Origin of the sequence: Micromonospora sp. NPDC049151, from assembly GCF_040648395.1 — a bacterium.
Lineage (GTDB): Bacteria > Actinomycetota > Actinomycetes > Mycobacteriales > Micromonosporaceae > Micromonospora.
Map to the genome: position 1 here is coordinate 154,565 of NZ_JBEZDP010000003.1, position 25,731 is coordinate 180,295.

The window sequence follows — 25,731 nt, forward strand, 5'->3', positions numbered from 1 at the left end:
ATCCGACTGCATCGGCGCGGTTGGTCCACTCGGCCTCGGCGTCACCGGTGCGCAGGCGGGCGTCGTGGGAGAGCCGACGGGCCCAGGCCATCCTGGGGCTGGGCGGCCCGAGGACGGGTCGCCTCCTCCCAGGCCCCGCAGGACGGGCGGGGCGACGAGCACCGACGCCAGCGTCACCGCCACCACGGCACCACCCGTCATCCATCCACGCCTCCGGCGATCCCGGTGATAGGTGGTGATCAGTCGGTCCAGGTCGATTCGGCTGGGTGGCGCCTCCGCTGTCGCCGCCCGCAGTTCCCGCATCAGCTCATCCATCGGTCCGCACCTCCAGACGGCCTCGCAGCGTCTTGAGCGCTCGCGCGGCTTGGCTCTTCACTGTCCCCGGGGAGCAGCCGAGTTCCCGCGCCGTCTCCTCGACCGACAGGTCGCAGAAGTAGCGCAGCACCAGGACGGCTCGCCGTCGTGGTGGCAGCTCGGCCAGCAGAGCGAGGAGGCTGAGACGTTCGGCGCTGTCCTCCGACACGGTGTGGACTCCGGTGTCCGGCACCTCCGCCCAGGAGCGCTCCCGCCGCCAGGGTCGGCGACGCTCGTCCAACCACACGCGCAGCAGTATCCGCCGGACGTAGGCGTCGGGATCGTCCATCGCAGAGACCCGGCGCCAGTGCCGGAGCAGTCGGAGCAACGCGGCCGACACCAGGTCGTCGGCGGTGTGCCAGTCGCCGCAGAGCAGGTACGCGGTACGCCGCAGCGGCTCCATGCGCGCCACGACATACGCGCGGTAACCCTCGATGTCCACCGGCAACCCGGCCACCTCCTCGCTTCCCCCTTCAAACGGAGGAAGCGACCGGCCGGGTTGCCCGGATCAGCGGGGAATCGTGACCCGTCCGCCGACCGCCGCGGCGGCGATGTCGGTGCGGTGGTGGGAACCGGCCAGCTCCACGTCGCGTACCAGGGCGTAGGCGGCGTCGCGCGCGGCGGCCAGATCCGGCCCGGTCGCCGTACCGCAGAGGACCCGGCCGCCCGCGGAGCGCAACGTGCCGTCGGCGTCCCGGCGGGTGCCGGCGTGGATGATCCCGGCGCGGTCCGCGCCGGTGATCACATCACCGGTACGCGGGCCCGCCGGGTAGCCGTCGGCCGCCACCACGACGGTGACCGCCGCGCCGTCGCGCCAGCGCAGCGGCGGGTGCGCGCCCAGCGTGCCGGCGGCGGCGGCGTGCAGCAGCCCACCCAGCGGCGTCTCCAGCAGGGCGAGCACCACCTGCGTCTCCGGGTCGCCGAAGCGCGCGTTGAACTCGATCACCCGTGGGCCGGACGGGGTGATCGCCAGGCCCACGTAGAGCAGACCGGCGAACGGGGTGCCCCGGCGGCGCAGCTCCGCCAGCGTCGGGTGCACCACGTCGCGCATCACGTCGTCGACCAGGCCGGGCGGGGCCCACGGCAGCGGCGCGTACGCGCCCATGCCGCCCGTGTTCGGCCCGGTGTCGCCGTCGCCGACCCGCTTGAAGTCCTGCGCCGGCAGCAACGGCACGGCCGCCTCGCCGTCGGTCACCACGAACAGGGAGACCTCGGGACCGGACAGGTACTCCTCGATCACCACCCGGCCGCACTCCGCCGCGTGCCGCTCGGCGGCCGCCCGGTCGTCGGTCACCACCACTCCCTTGCCGGCGGCGAGCCCGTCGTCCTTCACCACGTACGGTGCGCCGAACTCGTCCAGCGCGTGCGCCACGGCCCCCGCGTCCTCGCAGGTGTACGCGCGTGCGGTCGGCACACCGGCGGCGGTCATCACGTCCTTGGCGAACGTCTTCGAGCCCTCCAGCCGGGCCGCCTCCGCGCTCGGGCCGAACACCGCGATGCCCTTGGCGCGTACCGCGTCGGCGACGCCCGCCACCAGCGGCGCCTCCGGCCCGATGACAACCAGGTCGGCCGCGACCTCGACGGCGAGGGCCGCCACTGCTGCCGGGTCGGTGGGTGTCACCTCCCGCAGCTGCGCCACGGCCGCGATCCCCGGATTCCCCGGAGCCGCGACAAGTGCCTCGACGGCCGGATCCCCGGCGAGCCCGAGCGCGAGAGCGTGCTCCCGCCCACCACCACCCACAAGAAGTACGCGCACGACCGGCATCCTACTGACCACCCCACCCCTCCCCGTCGATCAAGGAGTTTGCGTCTCAGATTCGCGTGCCGAGGTCCGCAAACTCCTTGATCACCGGCGCTTCAGGGCGTGTTTGACCGTCTGGGGGATGTAGTCGGGGCGCAGGGTGTCGGACCAGGTGAAGCGGAGGATCCGCCAACCGGCGTTCACCAGGCGGTTCTGCCGGAAGCGGTCCGCGTAGACGACCTCGGGCGTCAGGTGCGGGGCCCGGCCGTCCGCCTCGGCCAGGAATCCCCGCGCGGCAACCGCCCCCCGGCGTCCCGTGAGGTGCGCGAGCACCAGAGAGAGGTCGCTCTCGGCCAGGATCCCCTGGTTGAGCGCGGAGTCGAGAACGCACACCGCCGGGTAGCGCCGAGCCCGCAGCAACACGTCGGCGACCGTGCGCGCCGGGGTCGTAGCCGGGATGTCGCCGGCCCGGCACACGTCCGCGTCGGCGAGCGTCAACTGGTGCACGGTCAGGCCGGGCTCCCCCCGCCGCTGCACGTGCGGTCGATCCGGCGGCACCGAGACGTGGATCGCCTCCGTCTGCGGAAGGCCGGCGATGCCGTGCAGTTCGGCGGCGGTGCCCAGCACGGCGACCGCGCCCGGCCCGAGGCTCGCAATCGTCGCCCGGATCACGGCCTGTCGTAGCGCCACCGGTGCCGGAACGGCGGGAAACGGCAGGTAGCAGCCACGTGAGACGCGCGTCCATCGCCCGGAGCGGACGAGGTACCGGATCCGCTCCCGGCCCAGGCCCAGCCGCAACGCCTGCCCCGCCGTCACGAACCCGCCCTGCGTCGCGGCCAGCAGCGTCAGCTCGTCGAATTCACCCACCCGCGCAGGCTCTCCCGCGCTACCCCACAGCCGACACCCCTGTGGACAACCTTGTGGATAACGAGAACGCCCTGCCCGCCTCCGCCCCGCCCCCGGCCGCCCTCGCCCGCAACCGCCCTCGCCCCGGGGGGTGAGGGGTGGGGGTTAGGGGAGGAGGGGGTGGCGGAGGACGTTTTCCTCTCGGCCTGGGCCTACGCCTACCACGCTCACGCGGGTGCCGGTCAGTTCCTCGATGCGGGCGATGTAGCGGCGGGCGTTCTCGGGGAGCTCGTCCTCGGTGCGCGCCTTGGTGATGTCCTCCCACCAGCCGTCGAGCTCTTCGTAGATCGGCGTGGCGTGGTGGAAGTCGGTCTGCGTCATCGGCATGTCGTCGAAGCGCTCGCCGTTGATCTCGTAGCCGACGCAGATCGGCACCTTCGCGAGGCCGGTCAGCACGTCCAGCTTGGTGACCACCAGGTCGGTGACGCCGTTGAGGCGGCACGCGTACCGGGCCACGACGGCGTCGAACCAGCCGCAGCGGCGCTCCCGGCCGGTGGTGGTGCCGTACTCGTGGCCGACCTTGCGCAGGTGCTGCCCATTGTCGTCGAACAGCTCGGTCGGGAACGGGCCGGAGCCCACCCGCGTCGTGTACGCCTTGCTCACCGCGATGACCTTGGTGATGGCGGTCGGCGGGATGCCCGCGCCCACGCACGCCCCGCCGGCCGTCGGGTTCGACGAGGTGACGAACGGGTAGGTGCCGTGGTCCATGTCGAGCATGGTGGCCTGGGCACCCTCCAGCAGCACGGTCTCGCCGCGGTCGAGCGCGTCCCAGAGCATCACCCGGGTCTCGGCGATGTACGGGCGCAGCCGCTCGGCGTACCGGAGGTATTCCTCGACGGTCTCCTCGACGTCGATCGCCTTACGGTTGTAGATCTTGAACAGGAGCTGGTTCTTCTCGCGGAGCGCCAGCTCCAGCTTCTTGCGCAGGATGCCCGGGTCGAGCAGGTCCTGAAGCCGGATGCCCATCCGGGCGACCTTGTCGCCGTACGCGGGACCGATGCCCCGGCCGGTGGTGCCGATGCGGGAACTGCCGAGGTAGCGCTCGACCACCCGGTCCAGCGCCCGGTGGTGCGGCATGATCAGGTGCGCGTCGCCGGAGATGCGCAGGCGGGACACGTCCACGCCGCGCTCGGCGAGCCCGTCGATCTCCTGCAGCAGCACCTTCGGGTCGACCACCACGCCGTTGCCGATCACGATCATCGCGCTCGGTGACAGCGCACCGGACGGCATGAGGTGCAGCGCGTACTTCTGGCCGTCCGGCGTGATCACCGTGTGGCCTGCGTTGTTGCCGCCGGAGTAACGCACGACGTAGTCGACCCGCTCACCCAGCAGGTCGGTAACCTTGCCCTTGCCCTCGTCGCCCCACTGGGCGCCGAGCAGCACGATCGCTGGCATCTTCTCGCCTCCAGAAGGCTCGGGTGCCAGGTGGCGACCGGTCAGCGAGCCCGGGGTGTCAGGCTAACAAGTAGTGACGGTGGGACCAGCAGGGGTTGGTCAAGAAGCAGGAGGCTCCTTCGTGTACGACGTGGTGCTGCTCACCCTCGGCTCGGAGCGGGACGCTCCCGGCGGTGGCTGCGGCAGCGGCGGCGCCTGCTGCGGCGGCGCGGACGACACCGCCGCCGAGACCGGCGAGGAGCGCTGCGAGACGCCGCGCGTACCGGTGCTGGCCTGCGCGGACGAGCTGACCGCCCGAGGCGCGCGGGTGACCACCGTGACCGCCCGGTCGGACAAGGAGATCGACGAGGTGCTGGCCCGCCTCGACGGCCCGCCACGTGCCGACGGCCTCACCTGGCCGGACTCCGACGGCAAGACCCGGCTGATCGTCGCCACCGCCAGTGACGGTCAGTTGCGCGCCGTCCTGCGCCGGCTGGTGCGCCGGTACGCTCCGCCGCCGAGCCGCCGCCCCGACGATCTGGCCGACAACCGTACGGTGCCCGACCTGCCGCCGGTCGGCGTACTCCCGCTCGATCCGGCCCGGTCCGGGACGGCGCGGGACCTGGCCGCGCAGCTCGGGCTGCCCCGGGATCCGGCCGGCGTGGCCGCCGCGGTGCTGGACGGCACCGCACGGCGGCTGGACCTGCTGCGCAACGACGGCGGCTCGGTGACGCTGGACGGCGCGCTGCTCGGCGCCGCCGACGACGCGGGCCGGCCGCTGCACTGGCGGGCCCGGGTCGAGGTCGACGGTGCGGTGCTCAGCGACGGCTCCGAGCCGATCACCGCGTGCGCGATCGGAAACGCGGGCGGGTACGGGCGCCTGGGCGAGGTGGACCTGCTGGCCGACCCGGATCCGGCCGACGGGCGGGTGACGGTGGGCGTCGCCGTACCGGTGGTCACCCGGTCGGCGTTGGGCCGGAAGAAGGTCCGGCTGGAGGTACGCCGGGCGCGGGGACGCGCGGTGGCGGTCGTGCCCCGTGACGAGAAGGTCCCCTTCCTCGACGACGGCGTCGAGGGCGAGCTGAGCCGCAAACGCTCCTGGTGGACCGAGCCGGGCGCCTGGGCGGTCTGGACGGGCTGACCTCGGTCGATTCCCACCCGGCTCGCGCCGCTGGCCGAACCGCCTATCCTCGGCGGAGGGAATGGGGAGGAACCGTGGTGCACGAGAACGACGACCGGGCCCACGTACCGGGCCGACCGCAGGTGCCGCAGCGGGACGTCGAGCCGCTCTGGCCGCCGGAGGAGACCGACGCGGCGGCGGCCGCGATCCCGCCGTGGGCGTCGGTGCCCTGGCCGCTCCCGCCGGCCGACGCTCCCACGCCGGCGGCGGACGTCCCGGCGCCCGCTGTCGACCTGGACCGGCCGTTCACGCTCGACCAGGCGGCTTCCGGCCCGGCACCGGCCCGGCCGGAACCGGCGGCGTCCGGCTCGCCGGCCACGGCGCCGGTGAACCCGCCTTCGCCAACGCAGCAGCAGGTGACGCCCGTCCCCGAAACCACGCCGGTCCCGCAGGCCACGCCGGTTCCGGAGACCCCGCCGGTTCCGGGGGCCGGTGGCGAGGGTGCCGGGAACGGGCGGACCACCTCCCCCTGGGCGCAGCCGCCGCAGCGGACCACGCCGGAGAGCGCCACCACGCCTGATCCCGCTCCCGACGCCAGCGCGGCTGCGTGGTCCGGCGCACCGGAGGCCGACGGCACCGTCTCCGGCCGCGCCACCGTCGCCGGGCCACCGCCACCCGACGCCCTCGAGGCCGGGGGCCGGGCCACGGTCACCGCGCCACCGCCACCCGACACTTTCCAGGCCGAGGGCCCCATCTCCGGGCGCGCCACGGTGGCCGGGGCAGCGCTCCCGCCGCCGTCGCCGGAATCCGGCGCGGGGCCGGGAGGGCCGGGCGATCCCACCCCGGAGCCGCCCCGGCTCGGACCGTTCCCGCCGTCGCCGGGCGTGCCGGCGCAGCCGTCCCCCTACGGCAACGGCTACCCGCAGCCCGGGTACCCGCCGCAGCCCGGTCAGGCCGGCTGGTACCCGCCGCCCGGCTGGACGCCCCAGGCCGGCCCGCCCCAGCCGGGCGTCCCGGTGCCTCCGCAGGCGCCGGTGTCCGGCCCCGTCGTGCCCCCTCCACCGCATGCCCAGCCGGAGCAGGGCTGGACGCCTCAGCAGGCGGTGCCGCCGACCGCCGAGGACTTCGCCCGCCGCCGCCAGGCCCGGCCGGTCGACCCGGTGGCCACCATGGGCGTACGCGCGGTGGTCAACAAGATCGGGCTGGTCCGGCTCGCGCCCGGGCGGCACGAGCAGGAGGTGCGGCGCGACATCGAGATGGTCCGCCGCAACTTCGGCGGGCTGCGCCAGGTGACTGTGGTCAACCCGAAGGGCGGCGCCGGCAAGACGGTCGCCATCCTGCTGCTCGCCATGACGTTCGGCCAGAAGCGCGGCGGGTACGTGCTGGCCTGGGACAACAACGAGACCCAGGGCACCCTCGGCATGCGGGCCCAGCAGGACTTCCACGCCCGTACGGTGCGGGACATGCTGCGCGACCTGTCCCAGTTCCAGGGTCCGCACGGCCGGGTCGGTGACCTGTCGCAGTACGTCCGCTCACAGGGCGAGGGCATGTTCGACGTGCTGGCCTCGGACGAGTCCGCGACCGGCGGCGAGATGCTCACCGCCGCCGCGTTCGCGGAGATCCGTGAGGTGGTCAGCCGGTTCTACAAGCTGATCTTCGTGGACACCGGGAACAACGTCCGGGCGCAGAACTGGCAGGCCGCGATGGACGCCACCGACCAGCTCGTGGTGACCATGTCGGCGCGTAACGACTCGGCCGAGACCGCCGCCCGGATGCTCGACCACCTGGAGCAGAGCGGCCGGCAGCGGCTGGTCCGGCAGGCGGTCACCGTGGTGTCGATGCCGCCGTCGCGCAAGGAGATCGACCTGCCCGCCATCCAGGCCCACTTCGCGGCGCGGACCCGGGCGGTGCTGCTGGCGCCGTACGAGCGGCTCATCGACACCGGCGAGCCGCTGCGGTACGGGCAGCTCTCCTCCGCCACCCGCGACGCCTGGCTGAAGATCGCCGCGTCGGTGGCGGAGGGGCTGTAGGACGGGCGCGACGGCCGGCACCCGGGTCGGGGCCGGCCGTCGCGGCGGTGGTCACTCGCCGGACAGCGCGTCCCCGGCGACCGGGTCGCAGTCCCGGAGGAACTGGGCGCAGCGGGCCGCCTCGTCCGCCTCGCCGATCTCCCCCGCGGCACGGGACAGCACGTAGAGGCAGCGGAGGAAGCCCTGGTTGGGCTCGTGCGACCAGGGCACCGGGCCGTGGCCCTTCCAGCCGTTGCGGCGCAACTGGTCCAGGCCCCGGTGGTAGCCGGTGCGGGCGTACGCGTAGGCGGTGACGACCTGATCCGCGGCGAACGCGCGGCCGGCCAGCGCGGCCCAGGCCGCGCTGTAGGTCGGGAAGCGGGCCGCGACCTCGGCGTACGCCTCGTCGGTGCCCTGCTCGGCCGCCACCGCGAGCGCGGCGTCGGCCTCCTCGTGGGCCGGGAGCAGGGTGGCCGGTGGCTCAGGCAACAGGTTATGCATCGCCCCATTCAACCCGCTTCGCCCTCGGGTACGCGAGAGGGCCCGCCCGTACGGTTGGCTGAACGGCTGAGGGTTTCGTCACGCCTGCGGCGGGAGCACACGTACCCGCGGCCCATGCCGCCGCAGTGGTTCTTGCACTACAAATACAGATCCGGAGCCTCCCCAGGACCCGGTTACGCAGGAGCCCGGCGGCGTGCCCGCCGGGCTCCTGTCGTCTTCGCCCCCGGTTTCGGCACTTGCCGTGCGGGGGCAGGATGGCCTGGTGCCGACCCCACCACCCGCGGACGTCATCGAGCCGCACGCGCCCCACGTCAACGAGATCGAGACCCGCACCGCGTTCGAGCAGCGGCTGGCCGGGGGGACCCTGGCCGGGCTGACAGTGCAGGGCCTGCGTCTCGACCTCGACCCGGTACCCGACCTGCGCGACGTCGACGTCACCGGCACCCTCTTCGTGGGCTGCCGCTTCGCCGGCCGCGAGGTGGGCGCGGACCTGGTCCGCCGGGGCGCCAACGTGGTCCCGCCGTTCTCCGGGCTGCCCTACCCGACGCAGCCGTCGCACCTATACACCGCCGACGAGCTGGCTGCCGGGTTCGCCGAGGGCGGCTTCGCCGGGATGTACGACACCCGGGTGTACGCGCACTTCCGGGCGCACGGCGGCGCGCTGCCGGACGTACGCGAGGCGCTCGGGCAGCGACTGCACGACCACGGCGTGGACAACGCGCTGGCCGACGCCACCCGGTCGTGGCTGGCCGCGCACGGGCCGCAGTCGGTGGTGGGGGTGATGGGCGGGCACGCGGTGCCGCGCGGCAGCGTCGCGTACCGGATGGCCGCGGTGCTGGGCTGGGAGCTGGCGCGGGCCGACCGCCTGGTGGTCACCGGCGGCGGTCCGGGCGTGATGGAGGCGGCGAACCTCGGCGCGTTCCTCGCGGCCTGGCCGGCCGAGGAGCTGACCGCCGCGATCGACGTGCTCGCCGTCGCGCCGGACTTCACCGACCACGACCGGTACACGGCGGCGGCGCTGGCGGTGCGCGAGCGGTACTCGGGCGGCCCGTCGCTGCCCTCGCCGCGCCCGTCGGCACCCGGCACCGAGTGGGCCCGTTCCGGCGGGCTGGCCATCCCCACCTGGCTGTACGGCCACGAGCCGGCGAACCTGTTCGCGGGCCGGATCGCGAAGTACTTCTCCAACGCCATCCGGGAGGACACGATCCTGCGGCTGGCCCGGGGCGGGATCGTGTTCGCGCCCGGCAAGGCCGGGACCGTGCAGGAGGTGTTCCAGGCGGCCACCAAGACGTTCTACGGCACCGACGGGGCGAGCGGGGCGTACGTGTTCCTGGACCGCACGTACTGGACGACCGAGCTGCCGGTGGAGTCGCTGCTGCGGCCGCTGTTCGCCGCGTCCCCGTTCGGCGACCTGTCGCACACCGTCCACCTGACCGACGACGTCCGCGACGCCGTCCGGGTGCTGGTGCGGTGAAAGGAAGGGCCCCCTCTTAACGCTTCCGGTAGGGGAAGGGCCCCTTGTTAACGCCGACGCGTTAACAAGGGGCCCTTCCTTACACGCGGGGTGTCACTTCATGGTGGTGCCGGTGGAGCGCAGGTGCTCGCAGGCCTCGACCACACGGGCGGCCATGCCGGCCTCGGCGGCCTTGCCCCAGACGCGCGGGTCGTACATCTTCTTGTTGCCGACCTCGCCGTCGACCTTCAGCACGCCGTCGTAGTTGCGGAACATGTGGTCCGCGACCGGGCGGGTGAAGGTGTACTGGGTGTCGGTGTCGATGTTCATCTTCACCACGCCGTAGTCCAGCGCCTCCCGGATCTCCGACAGCAGCGAGCCGGAGCCGCCGTGGAAGACCAGGCTGAGGGGCTTGTCCTTGCCGTACTTGGCGCCGACCGCGTCCTGGATCTGCTTGAGCACCTCGGGGCGCAGCTTGACGTTGCCCGGCTTGTAGACGCCGTGCACGTTGCCGAAGGTCAGCGCCGCCATGTAGCGGCCCTTCTCGCCCAGGCCGAGCGCGTCGACCATGGCCAGGCCGTCGTCGACGGTGGTGTAGAGCTTGTCGTTGATGGCGTTCTCGACGCCGTCCTCCTCGCCGCCGACGACGCCGACCTCGATCTCGAGGACGATCTTGCCCTTGGCGGCCTCGGCGAGGAGCTGCTCGGCGATCTCCAGGTTCTCCGCCACCGGCACGGCCGAGCCGTCCCACATGTGCGACTGGAACAGCGGCTCCTGGCCGCCCTTGACGCGCTCCTGCGAGATGGCCATCAGCGGCCGGACGAACTTGTCCAGCTTGTCCTTCGGGCAGTGGTCGGTGTGCAGCGCGATGTTGACCGGGTACTTCTTGGCGACCTCGTGCGCGTACGCGGCGAACGCCACGGCACCGGTCACCATGTCCTTCACGGACGGGCCGGACAGGTACTCCGCGCCGCCGGTGGAGACCTGGATGATGCCGTCGCTCTCCGCGTCGGCGAAGCCCTTGAGCGCCGCGTTCAGCGTCTGCGAGGAGGTCACGTTGATCGCGGGGTACGCGTACCGGCCGGCCTTGGCCCGGTCCAGCATCTCCGCGTAAGCCTCGGGGGAAGCGATGGGCATGTCGAACGCTCCTTACTTACCGCTCTCGGCCGTGCAGGCCGCTGTCTTCCATGGAGGGCGGCCGTTCCGGCCCCGGATCTTCCCCGGAGCCGACCGTTCCGGTCGCTGACGTCCACGGTGCGCCGGACCGCGCTGTCCACCGCGGGCAGTATCCCGCAGGAGCGTGAGCGGGGCGCAACCGGCCCGGACGCCGCTCACCTGTTCTCCAGCCGGTCCGGTACGACGACGCTGATCAGCCAGCTCACCACCGCGACCACGATGGCGCCCCAGAACGCGGCCCAGAAACCGTCGACGTGAAACGGGAGCTTCAGCACCCCGGCGATCCAGTCGGTCAGCAGGAACAGCAGCGCGTTCACCACGAGCGCGAACAGGCCGAGCGTGAGCAGGTAGAACACGCAGCCGAACACCTTGATGAGCGGCTTGAGCACCGCGTTGACCACACCGAAGACGAGCGCCACCACGATCAGGGTGAGCACGTTGTTGCCGGTGTTACGGCCGCTCACGTCCACCCCGGGCACGATCAGCGTCGCGATCCACAACGCGACCGCGGTGATCGCCAGTCGGATCAGAAAGCCCATGCCAAACATCCTGGCACCGGCCGCGCGCCGGGAGCGGGACAATCGCCGACTCCGCGTTCCGCCCGCCACCCAGCGGCGGCCCGGACCAGCCCGTACGGTGGTGGGGACGATGCCCGCACGGAGATCAGGGAGGGACGATGGGTCAGCCCGACGAGGACTTCGCGCCCGGTGACCACCTCGCCCCGGAGGAGCGGGATCTGGAGGCCGAGCCGGCCGACGCGGTCGAGCAGGCCACCACGGTGACCGACGACACCGACGGCGAGCCGCACCGCGGCATGGAGGTCGACGACTGGGACGCCATGGAGCAGGCCCGCGTCGTCACCGCCGACGAGGACGAGTACCGCTGATCCGGTGCCGGGTCACCGCAGGGCGGTGACCCGGGCCGGGTGGGTGGCGGCCCACTGCGCCAGCCGATCCGCGCGCAACGCGTCCAGGAATCCCGGCGCGAGCGCCGGGTCCGGCTCGAACCCGCGGCCGGTCCACTCGTCGCGCACCGGGAGAGCGAGCGCGACCGGTTCGGCGGCGCCGGCCCGGCCGGTCGCGCCCACCAGCGCCGGCAACGACAGGTCACCGGCGTCGATCGTGCCGGCCGTGCTGATCCGGACGAGCAGCCGGCTGAGCTGCGCCGGATCGGTCATCGTTCCCCGCTCGCGCATCTGGCGGAGCAGGCCGGCGGCGTAGCGCGCCGCGTTGCGGTCGCGGTCCAGTCCGCCGTCGCGCAGGTCGTACCGCTGCCGCAGCAGGTCCACCGCCGCCGCGCCGTCGAGCCGCTGGCATCCGGCCGGGAAACGCCGCTCGGTGTGCACCGAGCGCACCGGCTCCGGCAGGCAGACCGGTACGCCGCCGACCGCGTCGGTCAGCTCCCGCGCTCCCGGGTACGTGAGCACCGCGCCGGCGTCGACGCGTACCCCGGTCAGCCGGGCGACCGCCTGGCGGGTCGCCCGGTATCCGGCGGCCAGGTCGGTGCCCGACCCGGCGGCGCGGGAGAACGTCGCGTTGAGCTTCTCCGTCCCGCCCTGCGGCGGCACCGGCACCAGCAGGTCGCGCGGGAGCGACACCAGGTAGAGCCGGCTCCGGTCGGCCGGCACGTGCACCAGCAGCACCGAGTCGGCACGCCTGCTGCCGACCGGCTCGTCGACGCCGAGCAGCAGCAGGTTCAGCGCGCCGCCGGGCTCCGGCACCGGCTTGGTGAGCGCCGGCGCCGGCGGCCGGGGCGCCATCACCGTGAATCCGACGAGCGCGACGGCCACGACCACGAGCGCCGTGCTGGCCAGGCGTACGCGCCGACGGCGCCGGCGGCGGCTGATCACCATCCGGTCGACGGCGGCCCGGACCGGGCCCACGGGCGGGGTCGACTCCTCGAGGCGGGCGAACGCGGCCCGCAGCTCGTCCTCGATCATCAGCAGACCTCCACGTGTTCGGCTCGGAGGGTGGCCAGCGCCCGCGAGATGCTGGACCGGACCGTGCCCACGGCGCAGCCGAGCACCTCGGCGATCTCCCCGTCCGGCAGGTCCTCGTAGTAGCGCAGCACCAGCGCGGCGCGCTGCCGCCGGGGCAGCCGGGACAGCAGGGACCGGATCTGGTCCCGGTCCACGGCGGACTGGGCGTGGTCGGCCGGCGCGGGCACGGATTCGTCCGCCTCGCCGCGCAGCAGCACCCGCCGCGCCCACGATCCGCGCCGCCAGTCGACGAACTGGTTGGTGAGCATCCGGCGCACGTACCGCTCCGGAGCGTCGGTGCGGGCCACCCGCCGCCAGTTGAGCTGGACCCGGACCATGGTCTCCTGCACCAGGTCCTGGGCCTGGTGCGGATCTCCGGTCAGCATGACCGCGTACCGCAGCAGGGCGCCCAACCGCGCGTCGGCGAACTCCTCGTACGTCACTGCACCTCCCGGGTGTCCCGCATAGATGGACGGTCCCGGGCGGCCGGAACATTGCGGTGGCGTGCCGGATGCCCGGAAACCCCCACGACAGGAGCCGGAGACTCACGAGATCATCGACGGGTGCTGCTGACCCTGACCACGACTCACCGCCCCGCGACCGACCTCGGCCACCTCCTGGTGAAGCATCCGGACCGGGTGCAGAGCTTCGACCTGCCCGCCGGTGCCGCGCATGTGTTCTACCCGGAGGCGGACGAGGCGCGCTGCACGGCGGCGCTGCTGGTCGAGGTCGATCCGCTGAAGCTGGGCGGCGGCCGCCGGAACCGCGCGCCGGAGGGCTTCGCGCTCGGGCAGTACGTGAACGACCGCCCGTACGCGGCGTCGAGCCTGCTCTCGTCGGCGCTGTCGAAGGTGTTCCGCTCCGCCCTGCGGGGCGAGTCGCGCGATCGTCCCGAGCTGGCCGCGAGCGCGATCCCGCTGGCCGTACGGGTGCCGGTGCTGCGCTGCCGGGGCGGCGCCGAGCTGGCGGTACGCATCTTCGCGCCGCTGGGCTGGACCGTGACGGCCACCCCGATCCCGCTGGACGAGACGTACCCGGAGTGGGGTGACAGCCGCTACGTCGACCTGACGCTGACCGGCACGCTGCGGCTCGCCGACGCGCTCAACCACCTGTACGTGCTGCTACCGGTGCTGGACGACGCCAAGCACTACTGGGTGGCGCCGGACGAGGTGGACAAGCTGCTGCGCGCGGGCGCCGGCTGGCTGGCCGGGCACCCCGAGCGGGGCCTGATCACGCGGCGCTACCTGGCACACCGCCGGGCGCTCGCGGGCGAGGCGATGGCCCGGCTGACCGAGCTGCGCCTGGCCGACGAGCCGCCCGCCGACGACAGCATCGAGCCGTCCGGCGTCGCGCCGGCGGAGGACGCCCGCCGGGCCTCCCTCGCGGTACGGCGGCGGGAGGCGGTGCTCGCCGCGCTGCGGGACAGCGGCGCGAGCCGGGTGCTGGACCTCGGCTGCGGTGGCGGCGCGCTGCTCACCGCGCTCGTCGCCGACCGGCGGTTCACCGAGGTGGTGGGCGTCGACGTGTCCGACCGGTCGCTCGGCATGGCGGCCCGGCGGCTGCGCCTGGACCGGCTTCCGGAGCGGCAGCGGGACCGGATCCGGCTGTGGCAGTCCGCGCTGACCTACCGGGACGACAGGCTCCGGGGGTACGACGCGGCGGTGCTGATGGAGGTGATCGAGCACCTCGATCCGCCGCGCCTGCCCGCGCTGGAGGACGCGGTGTTCGGCCACGCCCGGCCCGGCACGGTGGTGGTGACGACGCCGAACGTCGAGTACAACGTGCGCTACGAGGGGCTCGGGCCGGACCGGTTCCGGCACGCGGACCACCGGTTCGAGTGGACCCGGGCCGAGTTCGCCGCCTGGGTGGAGCGGGTGGCGGCGGCGCACGGCTACACGGCTGTCCTCGGCGGTGTGGGCGACGACGACCCGGAGGTGGGCACGCCGACCCAGATGGCGGTGTTCACCCGGCAAGAGCGGAACAACAGCAACGACCGGAAGGAGGCGACGAACCGATGACCGTCCTGGACATCCCCGAGCTGGCACTGGTGGCGCTCGTCGGCGTCTCCGGCTCCGGCAAGTCCACGTTCGCCCGGCGGCACTTCGCGCCCAGCCAGGTGCTCTCCTCGGACACGTTCCGCGGTCTGGTGGCCGACGACGAGAACGACCAGTCCGCGTCCGCCGACGCGTTCGACGCGCTGCACCACGTCGCCGCCATCCGGCTCCGCCGAGGGCTGCTCACTGTGGTCGACGCGACGAATCTCCAGCCGCACGCCCGTGCCGGGCTGATCCGGGTGGCCCGGGAGCACGACGTGCTGCCGGTGGCGATCGTGCTGGACGTGCCGGAGGCGGTGGCCTGGGAGCGTACCGAGGCGCGCGCCGACCGGACGCACGGCCGGCAGGTGCTCAACCGGATGCGCCGCGACCTGCGGCAGTCGTACGGGCGGCTGGCCCGCGAGGGCTTCCGCAAGGTGCACGTCCTGCGCGGGGTGGAGGAGATCGACGCCGCGGAGGTCCGCTACGAGAAGCTGTTCAACGACCGGCGGGAGCTGACCGGGCCGTTCGACGTGATCGGGGACGTGCACGGCTGCCGTACCGAGCTGGAGGCACTGCTGTCCCGGCTCGGCTACGTGCTGAGCCGCGACGACGCGGGCCGCCCGGTGGACGCGGCGCACCCGTCGGGGCGTACCGCGGTGTTCGTCGGTGACCTGGTGGACCGCGGCCCGGACTCCCCCGGCGTGCTCCGCCTGGTGATGGGCATGGTGGCGGCCGGCCACGCGATCTGCGTGCCGGGCAACCACGAGCAGAAGCTGCTGCGCAAGCTGCGCGGCCGGGGGGTCCGGCTGACCCACGGCCTGGCCGAGACGATGGAGCAGCTCGCGGTCGAGCCGCCGGAGTTCGTCGCCGGGGTGGAGACGTTCATCGACGGCCTGGTCAGCCACTACGTGCTCGACGGCGGGCGGCTCGTGGTGGCGCACGCCGGACTGAAGGAGGCGTACCACGGGCGGGCGTCGGGCCGGGTGCGGTCGTTCGCGCTCTACGGCGAGACCACCGGCGAGACCGACGAGTACGGCCTGCCGGTGCGCTACCCGTGGGCGCGGGACTACCGGGGCTCGGCGATGGTCGTGTACGGGCACACGCCGACGCCCGTGCCGGAGTGGGTGAACAACACCATCTGCCTGGACACCGGTTGCGTGTTCGGCGGGCAGCTGACCGCGCTGCGCTACCCGGAGAAGGAGCTGGTCGCCGTCCCGGCGGTCAAGGAGTGGTACGCCCCGGCCCGTCCGCTGGTCCCGGTCGCGCCCGCGCGTCCGGACACCGTGCTGGACCTGGCCGACGTGACCGGGCGGCGGCACCTCACCCACGCGTACGGGTCGCTGACCGTGCCGGCCGAGAACGCCGCCGCCGCGCTGGAGGTGATGAGCCGGTTCGCGGTCGACCCGGGCCGGCTGGTGTGGCTGCCGCCGACCATGGCGCCCTGCTCCACGTCGAGCGTGGACGGTTTCCTGGAGCACCCGGCCGAGGCGTTCGCCGACTATCGCGGCGCGGGCGTGGACCGGGTGGTCTGCGAGGAGAAGCACATGGGTTCGCGGGCGGTGGTGCTCGTGGAGCGGGAGCCGGGCCGCTTCGGCGGCGGGGTGGTGCACACCCGTACCGGCCGGCCGTTCTTCGGCCCGCCGCTCGACGGCGAGCTGCTGGCGCGGGTGCGCGCCGCGGTCACCACCGCCGGTCTCTGGGCCGAGCTGGACACCGACTGGCTGCTGCTCGACACCGAGCTGCTGCCCTGGTCGGCGAAGGCGGGCGGGCTGATCCGCGAGCAGTACGCCGGGGTCGGCGCGGCCGGGCGGGCCGCCCTGCCGGCGGTGCTCGCCGCGCTGGACACGGCCGCCGGGCGCGGGCTGCCGGTGGCCGGGCTGCGCGACCGGATGGCCGGGCGGGCCGCCGAGGTCACCGCCTACTCGGCGGCCTACCGGGCGTACGTCCGCCCGACCGACGGCCTGCGCGGGGTGACGCTCGCGCCGTTCGCGGTGCTGGCCGGGGCCGGGGTGAGCTACGCCGACCGCGACCACGGCTGGCACCTGGCCCTGGCCGACCGGCTCTGCGCCGCCGACCCGGGGTTCTTCACCCCGACCCGGCGGCGGGTGGTGGACCTGGCCGACGAGTCGGCCGTGGCCGACGCCACCGAGTGGTGGCTGGCGCTCACCGCGGCCGGCGGCGAGGGCATGGTGGTCAAGCCGTACGCGGGCCTGGCCGCCCGGTCACCGAGGGGCTCGCTGCTCCAGCCGGGCATCAAGTGCCGTGGGCGGGAGTACCTGCGGATCATCTACGGTCCCGGGTACACCGACCCGGCTCAGCTCGCCGCGTTGCGCAGCCGTTCGCTGGGCCGCAAGCGCGGGATGGCGTTGCGCGAGCACGGTCTGGGCCTGGCCGCCCTGGACGCGCTGGCCGAGGACGCGCCGCTGTGGCGCCGCCACGAGCTGGTGTTCGCGATCCTCGCCTGCGAGTCCGAGCCGGTGGACCCCCGCCTCTGACGATGACGCCCGGTCCGGCCGATATGCCGGACCGGGCCGGGGTACCCTGTGTGGCCGTGGACACAGCAGAGAAGACCCGGATGTTCTCCGAGAGCGTGGCGCTGAACCCGCTCGACCCGAAGGACCTCATCCACACCTTCGGCATGATCGGCGTCTGGGTGATCCTCTTCGCCGAGACCGGGCTGCTGGTCGGCTTCTTCTTCCCGGGCGACTCGCTGCTGTTCCTGGCCGGGGTGGCGGCCTCACCGGTGGCCGACGCCATCTTCGGCGACGGCACCCGCCTCTCCCTGGCCGGGCTGATGATCGGCGGGCCGCTCTGCGCCATCGTCGGCGCGCAGCTCGGCCACTGGCTCGGCGCCCGGTACGGCCGCCGCATGTTCGAGAAGCCCAACTCCCGCCTGTTCAAGCGGGAGTACGTGGAGAAGGCGGAGTACTACTTCCAGAAGTTCGGCCCGGCGAAGGCAGTGGTGCTGGCCCGCTTCATCCCGATCGTGCGGACGTTCCTCAACCCGGTGGCCGGGGTGCTCGGCATGCCGGCCCGCCAGTTCTTCGTGTGGAACGTGGTGGGCGCGGTCCTCTGGGTGGACGGCATCCTGCTGATCGGCTACCTGCTGGCCCGGCAGATCTACGACGCCATCGGCGACAAGATCGACAGGTACATCCTGCCGGTGGTCGCGCTGATCATCGTGATCTCGGTACTGCCGATCTTCTTCGAGTTCCTGCGGGACCGGCGGGCACGCAAGCGCGGCGAGGCGGTCGCGGTGATCACCGCGGCGACCGTGGCCGGCACTGTGGACGCCGCCCGGGAGGGCATCGAGGAGCACCGGCCCGGGCACGGCGACGGGCACGGCGGTCAGCACCGCCGCTGAGCACGTACGGACACCGAAGGCCGGCCCTCGGACGAGGACCGGCCTTCGGACATCACTGCTCCAGCCGGGTCACACGGGACGACGGCAGCCGTCACCCGCGCACTGATGGCGCCACCCCTCGCACGCCACCGGTCACCCGGTCGGGACGACCCTCGCGGGCCGGCCCGGAAGGTTTCAGCGAGCCTTCTTGGTGGCCCGCTTCCGCGGCGGGGTGAGCAGATCCGCGATCGTGGCGATCGCGGACGGCACCAGCCGGTAGTACGCCCAGACCCCGCGCTTCTCCCGCTCCAGCAAGCCGGCCTCGGTGAGGATACGCAGGTGGTGGCTGACCGTCGGCTGCGAGAGGCCGAGCGGCGCGGTGAGGTCACACACGCACGCCTCCCCCTCGGGAGCCGACTGGATCAGGCTGAGCAGCCGCAGCCGGGCGGGGTCCGCGAGGGCCTTGAGGACCCCCGCGAGCCGCTCGGCGTCGGCACGTTCGATCGGCTCGCCGGCAAGCGGCGAGATCTGAGGCATGGTCATTTCAGCCAACGCAGTTCCCACGTATTCCATCCTTCCACCAGCAGCATCGATCCGCCTGCATATCAGCAGATCCGAATCGGCAAACTTTTACGCCACAAGGCCGAGGTCAGCCAACGTATAGGCCGCCCGATAGGGCAATCCGGCGGCTCGCACCGTGTCGCCGGCACCTCGATCAACAATAACCGCCACACCCACCACCTCGGCCCCTGCCTCACGCAATGCCTCGACCGCCGTCAACACACTTCCACCGGTGGTGGAGGTGTCCTCGACCGCGAGCACCCGTCGCCCGGAGACGTCCGGCCCCTCGATCCGGCGCTGAAGACCGTGAGCCTTGCCCTCCTTGCGGACAACGAAGGCGTCGACCGCGCGACCCGTGCCCGCCGAGGCGTGCAGCATGGCGGCGGCCACCGGATCGGCGCCCAGGGTCAACCCGCCGACCGCGTCGTACGACCAGTCGGCGGTGAGTTCCCGCATGACCCGGCCGATCAACGGAGCCGCCTCGTGATGGAGCGTGACGCGACGCAGATCCACGTACCAGTCCGCCTCGCGGCCCGACGAGAGCACCACCCGGCCGTGCACCACAGCGAGGTCAGTGATGAATTTGCGCAGGTCGTCGCGGTCGCCCATGGCGATAGAGCGTACTTCGCAAGTCTGAGCGCCGTCCTTCGGGTCCGCCCTGGTCAACCCTGCGGGCGACCGATCGGTGGCGATGAGCGGCTACGCTGTGCGACCGTCCATCCCGGTCGACCGCGACAGCGGCCCGCAGCCGGGCAGGTGCGGTCAGCCGCGCTGCCGGCCTACCGCACCCCTGGTGTCCCGCCCGAAGCCGCGCAGCAGGCGTTTCGGCGCGTGCCGCAGCCCGGCCACCGCCACCTTGTACTTCCAGTCCGGAACGCTCACCGACTTGCCTTTGCGCAGGTCACGCAGCCCTTCGGCGACCACGTCGTCAGCGCGTAGCCAGGCCCAGGCAGGCAGGCGCGACATGTCGGTGCCCGCCCTTTCGTGATTTCCGGTTCGTGTGTAGCCGGGGCAGAGCGCCATTACGCGTACGCCGAGCGGCGCGACGGACTGGCCGATCGACTCACTGAAATTCGTCACCCACGCCTTGCTGGCCGAGTACGTGGATCCCGGCATGGGGACACCGAAGCCCGCAACGGAAGAGACATTTATCACTGCGCCCTGGCCTCGTTCGATCATCGGACCGAGCGCGGCATGGGTCAGACGCAGCACCGCGAGCACGTTGAGCCGCACCAGCCGCGCCTCGTCCGCCACCGACGAGCGGACGAAGGAGGTGTTCAGACTGATGCCGGCGTTGTTGACAAGCAGCTCGACCGGCGTACCGGCGGCCAGCCGTTGTTCGACGGCGGCGCAGCCGTCCTCGGTGGACAGATCGGCGGAGATCGTCTCCGCGTCGCCGCCGTGCCGGCCGGTCAGCTCGGCCGCCAGCGCGTCCAGCCGGGCGCCGTCGCGGGCCACCAGGACGAGGTCCCAGCCGTCGGCGGCGAGCCGGCGGGCGAACGCCTCGCCGATGCCCAGGCTGGCGCCGGTGATCAGGGCTCGGCGCCGGGAGGGGGTGTCACCTGTCATCGGCGGTCCTCGGTGGGTGGCGGGAACCCATCCGGCGGCGGCGCGGGCGGGCCGGACGGGGGCGGTGCGGGCCGTTCGTACGGCGACGGACCATCCGGCGGCGGCGTAGGCCCGGAGGCGGGCGGCGCGGAGGCGGGCGGCGCGGAGGGCGCGTGCAGGCCGGCCGGCGGGCCCCAGGGCGTCGGACCGGGCGCCTGCGTGCCGGACACGGTCGAGCCGTAACCGGACAGCCGCAGCGGTGCGGTGCGGTGGCGCAGGAACGCGCCGGCCGAGGGCAGCGTGAGCAGCGCGACCACCACCAGGTAGCCGAGGACCTGCGCCACCGACAGCGTCGCGTTCACCGGGATCCACCACGACGGGTAGGCGTCACCGACGAGTTCCAGCAGGTCGGCGGTGACCCGGTCGTCCGCGCCGAGCCGCAGCGGGACGGCCCGCTGGCCGACCAGCACCGCCAGCCCGCAGCAGCCGCAGAGCAGTCCCGTACCGGCGACCACCCAGGTCCCGGTCCGGGCGCCGGAACGGCCCGCGAGCAGGCCCAGGGCAAGCCCGGCGAGCAGCAACCCGGCGAGCACGCCGAGCACGGCGGCCAGCACTGTGGAGCCGCGCAGCAGGCCGGCCACCTGGTCGATGTCACCGCCGCCCGCGCCGGTCCGCTGGGCCGCCGCAACCCGGAACCGGTCCACCGTGCCGCCGCTGACGGCCAGGTTGAGCACCGCGTACGCCACGGCGCCGACCGCCATCGCCAGCAGCAGCGCCGCCGCGGCGAGGACGGTGCCCGGCCGACGGGGTGCGGCCCGATCGGGGTACGACACGACTGATCCCTCCGGTAGGCGTCGGCTTGCAACCTACTCGGAGGGATCGTCGGCGTCGCCGCAATCCGGAGGTCAACTTCCGGACGGCGGCTCCGGATCGCGGCGCTCACCCGGCTGGCCGCCGGGTGCGGACGGCGGCTGACCACCAGGCGTCGACGGCGGCTGACCGCCGGACGGGAAGGGCGGCTGGCCACCGCCAGGGAACGGAGGCTGGCCGCCGGGCGGGGGCGTGCCGGGCGGGGGCGGGTACGACGGGTAAGCCGGCTCCCCCGACTGGCCCGGGTACGCCGGGTAGGCGCCACCCGGCACCGGCGGCTCCCAGCCGGCCTTGGGCTTGCGGAAGAACTCGTTCGCCTGCGGCAGCGCCAACAGGATCAGCGCGGCCAGCAGGGCGAGCAGCGCGACCAGGCCCAGCAGCAGGTTGACGGGCGTGTACCAGGACGGCAGCACGTCCTCCAGCCGGCGCTGGATCTCCTCCGGGCTGGGCGCGTCACCGGTGGTGGTGCCGCCCGTCATGCCGCCGGAGATGCCGCTGACCAGCCCGCCGGCGGTGCAGCAGAACAGGATGCCGCCCAGCACCCAGGTGGTGATCCGGGAGCCGTTCTTGCCCCGGTTGTTCAACAGGGCCAGCACGACGAGCCCGGCCGCGATCAGCAGCGACACGACAGCCGAGATGAGACTGAACGCGTACGCGATGTCGCCGACCGACTCGGCGCCCGTGCCGGCGTACGCGTCGCTGAGCACGTCACGGATCTTGCCGATGACGGTCAGCGCCACGATCAGGTTCACCACCTGGATCGCGGCGACGAAAATGAGCAGCCAACTGGAAAGCGTCACCACACCGGGACGCGCGCGGGGCGGGGTGCCCGGAGCATCGACCATGACTCTCCCTTCCTAGATCAGATGCCCACCGTAGCGATCTCCGACCAGCTCAGCACCCTGGACCGGCTCACTTCTCGGCGCGGCGCAACCGGCGGTGCTCGGCGGTGACCACGCCGAGCAGCGCGAGATCGAGCGCGACAGCGGCGACCGCGCCGAACTGGTTGACGGTGAAGTTGAAGACCTGCCCGAACAGCAGGTCGACCAGCAGCGCCAGCTTGAACAGGCGGAACGCCTCGGTCCGGTTGCGGCGCAGCAGCCAGGCGGCCCACAGGCCGAGCACGGCGGTGATCAGCGCACTGGCGCTGACGCCCAGGATCGCGCCCCACTCCCGCTCCTCGCCCAGGTGCCCGGTCACGCCGTCGAGGAACACCGCCAGCACGGTGAGCACCGGCTCCACCACCAGGTAGACCACCACCGGCCAGATGAGCCAGCGGCGCCCGGCCGCCCAGACGGCGAGACGCCGGGCCCGGTCCGCCGCCCGCTGCCAGAGCCGCACCGGCGGCGGTTCCCGGTGCGGCACCGCGTCCAGCAGTCGCGCCACAGCGGTCTCGGTGGCCGGTCCGGTGCCCTGCACGAGCCGCAGCACGGCGGCCCGGCGGCGATCGGTCAGCCCGGCCGGCAGGCCGCTGAGCACCATGTCCAGCGCGTTCGCGGTGCGCTCGGCCGGAGTCAGCCGGGATCGTCCGGTGCGCCCGCGTACCGCCTGGGTGAGCAGGACCAGCAGCGCGAACGCGACGTAGATGATGGCGGCGGCCGGGGCGTAGAAGTAGTCGGTGCCGGTGGTGACGAACTTGCCCACCTCGTCGATGAACAGCCCGAACCCGATGCCGCCGACCACCGCCCCGGCGCTGCGCGACGCGTCGCCGAGGAAGACCAGCGGGATGCCCAGGCCGACGGCGAGCAGCAGGCCGCCCCAGAGGACGTGCGCGATGTGCAGCCCGCCGCCACCGAGCTGGGGATAGCCGGTGGCCTCCAGGTACGCCCGGACGGCCAGCACGGTGACCACGCCGGAGAGCACGAACCCCTGGAGGTAGGACGCCGCCTCGATCGCCCGGGTCGGCAGCCGGCGGACCAGCCAGCCGATCCCCGGTCGGTGGCGCGGCGATTCGGGTGGCATATCCCGAAACCTAGTAGCCGCGCCACTCCTCGCGGGCGTAGTCCAGCACCCTCGGTCGCAACAGGGTGGAGGCCGGCACGTCCAGCCGGGCCCGGTCGGCGGGGAACGTGGCGGCGGCGGCCAGCACCGCCGGGGTCAGGAACCGCAGCGGTGGCGGGTCGTCCGGCAGCGCCAGTTCCGGCGCGGCGTCGCCGGGCGAGGCGAGCACGAATCCCCAGTCGCCGAAGCTCGGCACGTCGACGTGGTACGGCACGGTGGCGAAGCCGGCCTCGCGGACCGACCGCTCGATCGACCAGTACGACCGGGGTGCGAAATACGGCGACCCGGACTGCACCACGAGCCGCCCGCCGGGGGCCAGCACCGGCCGGATCAGCGTGTAGAACTCGATCGTGTAGAGCTTCGCGGTGGCCGTCTCGTCCGGGTCGGGCAGGTCGGCGATCACCACGTCGAAGCGGTCCGTGGCGGTACGCAGCCAGGCGAACGCGTCCAGGTTGAGCACCCGTACCCGGGGGTCGGTGAGCGAGCCGCGGTTCAGCTCGCGCAGCTGCGGCTCGCGGCGGGCCAGCTCCACCACTGCCGGGTCGAGGTCGACGAGCGTCACCGAGCGCACGTCCGGGTACTTGAGGATCTCCCGCGCGGCCAGTCCGTCGCCCGCGCCGAGCACCAGCACGTCGCCGTGCGACCCGCGCATCGCCGGGTGCACGAGCGCCTCGTGGTAGCGGTACTCGTCGATCGAGCTGAACTGGAGGTCGCCGTTGAGGAACAGCCGCAGGTCGGTGTCGGAGTGGCCGGGCTCGCGCATCGAGCGGGTCAGCACGATCTCCTGGTAGCGGCTGCGCTCGGCGTGCACCACCGGGTCCCGGTAGAGCTGCTGGCGGGCGGTCACCTCGAAGTCGTGGGCGGTCACCCACGCGTACCCGAGAAGCAGGCCGACCACGACGGTGGCCGCGCCCAGCGCGGCCCGCGCCCGCCGGCTGAGGTCGGCGCGGAACACGGTGAAGACGAGCACCACACCGGCGACCGCGTTCACCGCGCCCACCACCAGCGCGCCCTTGAGCTGGCCGAAGACCGGGATCAGCAGGAACGGGAAGGCCAGCCCACCGAGCAGCGCGCCCACGTAGTCGGCGGCGAACAGGTCGGCCACCGCGCTGCCCGCCGACTGTTCCCGGATGCGTTGCAGCATCACCATGAGCAGCGGGATCTCCGCGCCGATCAGCAGGCCGAGCACGAACGCGGTGCCGACGAGCGCCGGGCCGTACAGGTCGAGCCAGGCGAACGCGGCGTAGAGGCCGAGCACGGACAGGCCGCCGAGCAGCGCCAGCGTCAGCTCGATCACCGCGAACGAGACCACCGCCCGGGACTGCAACGGCTTCGCCACCAGCGCGCCGACGCCCATCGCGAAGACCATCACGCCGAGCACGATCGACGCCTGGCCGACCGTGTCGCCGATCAGGTAGCTGCCGAGCGCGACCAGCGCCAGCTCGTACACCAGGCCGCAGGCCGCGCAGACGAAGACCGCGAGCAGGACCGCCGCGCGGGCCAGGCGCCACCGCGGCCGCGCGGCCACGTCGGCGGTCACCGGATGCTCCGGGTACGTCCGGCGGCTCCCGCCCCGGCGCGCTGCGCGGGCACCCCGCCCCGGTGCCTGCGGCGCTGCCGCACACCCACGGCGATGAACAGCGCGGCGAGCAGGAACAACGCCGCCGAGCTGAGGATGTAGAGCCACCGGTCCCGCCAGAAGTCGCTGCCGGCGTCCGGCAGCGGTGCGGACGGGGTGGACGGGCCGGCGGCAGGCGGCGCGGCCGGTCCGGCGAGCCCTCGCTCGGCGGCGAGCAGCGGCAGGATCGTGGCGGCCCGGGTGACGGCCCAGCCCGGGTCGCCGAGGAACGCGCCCTCGTCCAGCCCGAAGCGGCCGAGCCCCGTCTCGATCGCGTAGAGCTCGGAGTACTCGATGTCCTCCGAGCCCTTGATCTGGATCGTGGCGGAATCCTCCGACTCGCTGCTGGACGAGGTGTACCTGACGTTCGCGGAGACCGCGATCCAGCGCGCGCAGCCGGGCGCGTCGATGACTGTGGTGCCGTCGCCGAGGTTGGAGCCGACGCTCACGTCGTCGTACACGTCGAGCAGTTCCCATCCGTAGCAGATGCCCTGGCTGTCGGTGGCCGCCTTGAGGATCGGCACGGTGCCGGACCGTTCGTCGGCCGCCGGGGCGGGGACGGAGGTGTCCGAGTCGCCGCCGAACACGCCGATGGCGCAGACGAAAACCACGAAACCCCCGACCACGGACCAGATCACCGTCTGGGTGCGCTTGTCCTTCCCCACCCCGGGCCTGGCGGGCTTGCCGCTCATCAGATGATCGCGGCGGCGATGATCGCGCCGGTGGCGAGGTGCACCGTCGCCGAGACCCACACCGCCGGATGCGGCTGCGGATCCACCAGCAACTCACCGAGCTTGCCCGGAGTCGCCGCGTCCAGCAGCACGAACGCCACCGCCATGATCACCAGACCGAGAATGCCGTACGCGCCCGCCCCGATCAGACCCAGCCGGAAATCATCGGCACTCGCCACGATCGCCGCCACCACGATCGTGCCCACCCCGACCAGGTTCGACGAAAGCAACACCGCCGCGTTGCGATTGCGCTCAACCCAGATCAACTCGTGAAGCTTGCCCGGCGTCGCCACGTCGACCAGGACATAACCGATGGCCATCAGAGCGATGCCGACCACGCCATACGCGAGCGTGACCAGCAGATCGGTGACGAGATGTTGCACAGAAGACTCCAGGGTGAGGGGATCGAGC

Annotated in this window: 25 protein-coding genes; 7 read left to right on the forward strand and 18 right to left on the reverse strand. The window is 73.2% G+C overall.

Going from position 1 to position 25,731, the window contains the following annotated elements:
- Positions 1-307: 307 nt before the first annotated feature.
- The 4 genes from AB0B20_RS05735 to AB0B20_RS05750 form a co-directional block, all read right to left on the reverse strand.
- Entirely contained in the window at positions 308-802 is a 495-nt protein-coding gene (locus AB0B20_RS05735) for a SigE family RNA polymerase sigma factor (RefSeq protein ID WP_357385324.1), read from the reverse strand.
- Between the two features lie 60 nt (positions 803-862).
- On the reverse strand, positions 863-2,110 hold the full coding sequence (gene purD, locus AB0B20_RS05740; protein ID WP_357385156.1) for a phosphoribosylamine--glycine ligase: 1,248 nt from the start codon (positions 2,108-2,110) through the stop codon (positions 863-865).
- Between the two features lie 90 nt (positions 2,111-2,200).
- Positions 2,201-2,962 carry a type IV toxin-antitoxin system AbiEi family antitoxin domain-containing protein gene (locus tag AB0B20_RS05745; protein ID WP_357468430.1) on the reverse strand — a complete coding sequence of 254 codons (762 nt, stop codon included), beginning with the start codon at positions 2,960-2,962 and terminating at the stop codon, positions 2,201-2,203.
- Between the two features lie 144 nt (positions 2,963-3,106).
- A complete protein-coding gene (locus AB0B20_RS05750) occupies positions 3,107-4,396 on the reverse strand; it encodes an adenylosuccinate synthase (RefSeq protein ID WP_357385161.1) in 1,290 nt (429 codons plus the stop codon).
- Between the two features lie 121 nt (positions 4,397-4,517).
- On the opposite strand from AB0B20_RS05750, the gene AB0B20_RS05755 reads away from it, so the two are divergent.
- Both AB0B20_RS05755 and AB0B20_RS05760 read left to right on the forward strand, forming a co-directional pair.
- Positions 4,518-5,516 (forward strand): diacylglycerol kinase family protein, encoded by a 999-nt coding sequence (locus AB0B20_RS05755; RefSeq protein WP_357468434.1) that lies wholly within the window; start codon positions 4,518-4,520, stop codon positions 5,514-5,516.
- A gap of 74 nt (positions 5,517-5,590) precedes the next feature.
- Positions 5,591-7,525: a chromosome partitioning protein gene (locus AB0B20_RS05760; RefSeq protein ID WP_357468437.1), complete on the forward strand. Its 1,935-nt coding sequence runs from the start codon at positions 5,591-5,593 to the stop codon at positions 7,523-7,525.
- Positions 7,526-7,576: 51 nt separating this feature from the next.
- On the opposite strand, the gene AB0B20_RS05765 is transcribed toward AB0B20_RS05760, so the two are convergent.
- Positions 7,577-8,005, reverse strand: a complete 429-nt coding sequence (locus tag AB0B20_RS05765; protein WP_357385167.1) for a DUF3151 domain-containing protein — start codon at positions 8,003-8,005, stop codon at positions 7,577-7,579.
- 262 nt (positions 8,006-8,267) lie between these two features.
- On the opposite strand from AB0B20_RS05765, the gene AB0B20_RS05770 reads away from it, so the two are divergent.
- Positions 8,268-9,479: a hypothetical protein gene (locus AB0B20_RS05770; protein ID WP_357385169.1), complete on the forward strand. Its 1,212-nt coding sequence runs from the start codon at positions 8,268-8,270 to the stop codon at positions 9,477-9,479.
- 93 nt (positions 9,480-9,572) lie between these two features.
- Here AB0B20_RS05770 and fbaA read toward each other — a convergent pair whose 3' ends face one another.
- Positions 9,573-10,595 (reverse strand): class II fructose-bisphosphate aldolase, encoded by a 1,023-nt coding sequence (fbaA, locus tag AB0B20_RS05775; RefSeq protein ID WP_013283394.1) that lies wholly within the window; start codon positions 10,593-10,595, stop codon positions 9,573-9,575.
- A gap of 194 nt (positions 10,596-10,789) precedes the next feature.
- Positions 10,790-11,173: a phage holin family protein gene (locus tag AB0B20_RS05780; protein WP_184680857.1), complete on the reverse strand. Its 384-nt coding sequence runs from the start codon at positions 11,171-11,173 to the stop codon at positions 10,790-10,792.
- Between the two features lie 137 nt (positions 11,174-11,310).
- Here AB0B20_RS05780 and AB0B20_RS05785 point away from each other — a divergent pair, with 137 nt between their 5' ends.
- A complete protein-coding gene (locus AB0B20_RS05785; protein ID WP_357385172.1) occupies positions 11,311-11,520 on the forward strand; it encodes a hypothetical protein in 210 nt (69 codons plus the stop codon).
- 12 nt (positions 11,521-11,532) lie between these two features.
- Here the strand turns inward: AB0B20_RS05785 and AB0B20_RS05790 are convergent, their stop codons facing one another.
- Entirely contained in the window at positions 11,533-12,573 is a 1,041-nt protein-coding gene (locus AB0B20_RS05790) for an LCP family protein (protein WP_357385174.1), read from the reverse strand.
- Entirely contained in the window at positions 12,573-13,055 is a 483-nt protein-coding gene (locus tag AB0B20_RS05795; RefSeq protein ID WP_357468441.1) for a SigE family RNA polymerase sigma factor, read from the reverse strand. Before AB0B20_RS05795 ends, AB0B20_RS05790 begins: the two co-directional genes overlap by 1 nt.
- A 120-nt stretch (positions 13,056-13,175) precedes the next feature.
- Here AB0B20_RS05795 and AB0B20_RS05800 point away from each other — a divergent pair, with 120 nt between their 5' ends.
- From AB0B20_RS05800 to AB0B20_RS05810, 3 genes are read left to right on the forward strand one after another with little or no spacing between them, the layout of a single operon-like run.
- Positions 13,176-14,630, forward strand: a complete 1,455-nt coding sequence (locus AB0B20_RS05800; protein WP_357468444.1) for a 3' terminal RNA ribose 2'-O-methyltransferase Hen1 — start codon at positions 13,176-13,178, stop codon at positions 14,628-14,630.
- The gene (locus AB0B20_RS05805) at positions 14,627-17,143 is read left to right on the forward strand and encodes a polynucleotide kinase-phosphatase (protein ID WP_357468449.1); all 2,517 of its coding nucleotides are present in this window, start codon (positions 14,627-14,629) and stop codon (positions 17,141-17,143) included. Before AB0B20_RS05800 ends, AB0B20_RS05805 begins: the two co-directional genes overlap by 4 nt.
- Before the next feature lie 23 nt (positions 17,144-17,166).
- Positions 17,167-18,012 carry a DedA family protein gene (locus AB0B20_RS05810; RefSeq protein WP_357385326.1) on the forward strand — a complete coding sequence of 282 codons (846 nt, stop codon included), beginning with the start codon at positions 17,167-17,169 and terminating at the stop codon, positions 18,010-18,012.
- A 174-nt stretch (positions 18,013-18,186) separates the two neighbouring features.
- On the opposite strand, the gene AB0B20_RS05815 is transcribed toward AB0B20_RS05810, so the two are convergent.
- The 9 genes from AB0B20_RS05815 to AB0B20_RS05855 all read right to left on the reverse strand — a co-directional run bounded on the left by AB0B20_RS05815 (position 18,187) and on the right by AB0B20_RS05855 (position 25,703).
- Positions 18,187-18,564 (reverse strand): metalloregulator ArsR/SmtB family transcription factor, encoded by a 378-nt coding sequence (locus AB0B20_RS05815; protein ID WP_007454255.1) that lies wholly within the window; start codon positions 18,562-18,564, stop codon positions 18,187-18,189.
- A 57-nt stretch (positions 18,565-18,621) separates the two neighbouring features.
- On the reverse strand, positions 18,622-19,161 hold the full coding sequence (pyrE, locus tag AB0B20_RS05820) for an orotate phosphoribosyltransferase (protein WP_357385182.1): 540 nt from the start codon (positions 19,159-19,161) through the stop codon (positions 18,622-18,624).
- A 153-nt stretch (positions 19,162-19,314) separates the two neighbouring features.
- Entirely contained in the window at positions 19,315-20,121 is an 807-nt protein-coding gene (locus AB0B20_RS05825; protein WP_357468453.1) for an SDR family oxidoreductase, read from the reverse strand.
- Complete coding sequence (locus tag AB0B20_RS05830) at positions 20,118-20,933, reverse strand: hypothetical protein (RefSeq protein ID WP_357468457.1); 816 nt, start codon at positions 20,931-20,933, stop codon at positions 20,118-20,120. Before AB0B20_RS05830 ends, AB0B20_RS05825 begins: the two co-directional genes overlap by 4 nt.
- Before the next feature lie 72 nt (positions 20,934-21,005).
- Positions 21,006-21,815, reverse strand: a complete 810-nt coding sequence (locus tag AB0B20_RS05835) for a hypothetical protein (RefSeq protein ID WP_357385188.1) — start codon at positions 21,813-21,815, stop codon at positions 21,006-21,008.
- 67 nt (positions 21,816-21,882) lie between these two features.
- On the reverse strand, positions 21,883-22,878 hold the full coding sequence (locus tag AB0B20_RS05840) for a hypothetical protein (protein ID WP_357385328.1): 996 nt from the start codon (positions 22,876-22,878) through the stop codon (positions 21,883-21,885).
- A 64-nt stretch (positions 22,879-22,942) separates the two neighbouring features.
- Positions 22,943-24,511: a polyamine aminopropyltransferase gene (locus AB0B20_RS05845; protein WP_357468460.1), complete on the reverse strand. Its 1,569-nt coding sequence runs from the start codon at positions 24,509-24,511 to the stop codon at positions 22,943-22,945.
- On the reverse strand, positions 24,508-25,281 hold the full coding sequence (locus tag AB0B20_RS05850; RefSeq protein ID WP_357468463.1) for a hypothetical protein: 774 nt from the start codon (positions 25,279-25,281) through the stop codon (positions 24,508-24,510). The genes AB0B20_RS05845 and AB0B20_RS05850 overlap by 4 nt, the downstream gene beginning before the upstream one ends.
- The gene (locus AB0B20_RS05855; protein ID WP_357385194.1) at positions 25,281-25,703 is read right to left on the reverse strand and encodes a DUF350 domain-containing protein; all 423 of its coding nucleotides are present in this window, start codon (positions 25,701-25,703) and stop codon (positions 25,281-25,283) included. Before AB0B20_RS05855 ends, AB0B20_RS05850 begins: the two co-directional genes overlap by 1 nt.
- Positions 25,704-25,731 lie beyond the last annotated feature (28 nt).

Coding starts and splice junctions, on each gene's coding strand:
- AB0B20_RS05850 (WP_357468463.1), bottom strand. CDS start 25,281: ATGAGCGGCAAGCCCGCCAGGCCCGGGGTGGGGAAGGACAAGCGCACC.
- AB0B20_RS05815 (WP_007454255.1), bottom strand. CDS start 18,564: ATGGAATACGTGGGAACTGCGTTGGCTGAAATGACCATGCCTCAGATC.
- AB0B20_RS05765 (WP_357385167.1), bottom strand. CDS start 8,005: ATGCATAACCTGTTGCCTGAGCCACCGGCCACCCTGCTCCCGGCCCAC.
- AB0B20_RS05805 (WP_357468449.1), top strand. CDS start 14,627: ATGACCGTCCTGGACATCCCCGAGCTGGCACTGGTGGCGCTCGTCGGC.
- AB0B20_RS05785 (WP_357385172.1), top strand. CDS start 11,311: ATGGGTCAGCCCGACGAGGACTTCGCGCCCGGTGACCACCTCGCCCCG.
- AB0B20_RS05780 (WP_184680857.1), bottom strand. CDS start 11,173: ATGGGCTTTCTGATCCGACTGGCGATCACCGCGGTCGCGTTGTGGATC.
- AB0B20_RS05825 (WP_357468453.1), bottom strand. CDS start 20,121: ATGACAGGTGACACCCCCTCCCGGCGCCGAGCCCTGATCACCGGCGCC.
- AB0B20_RS05750 (WP_357385161.1), bottom strand. CDS start 4,396: ATGCCAGCGATCGTGCTGCTCGGCGCCCAGTGGGGCGACGAGGGCAAG.
- AB0B20_RS05790 (WP_357385174.1), bottom strand. CDS start 12,573: ATGATCGAGGACGAGCTGCGGGCCGCGTTCGCCCGCCTCGAGGAGTCG.
- pyrE (WP_357385182.1), bottom strand. CDS start 19,161: ATGGGCGACCGCGACGACCTGCGCAAATTCATCACTGACCTCGCTGTG.
- AB0B20_RS05810 (WP_357385326.1), top strand. CDS start 17,167: ATGCCGGACCGGGCCGGGGTACCCTGTGTGGCCGTGGACACAGCAGAG.
- AB0B20_RS05835 (WP_357385188.1), bottom strand. CDS start 21,815: ATGGTCGATGCTCCGGGCACCCCGCCCCGCGCGCGTCCCGGTGTGGTG.
- fbaA (WP_013283394.1), bottom strand. CDS start 10,595: ATGCCCATCGCTTCCCCCGAGGCTTACGCGGAGATGCTGGACCGGGCC.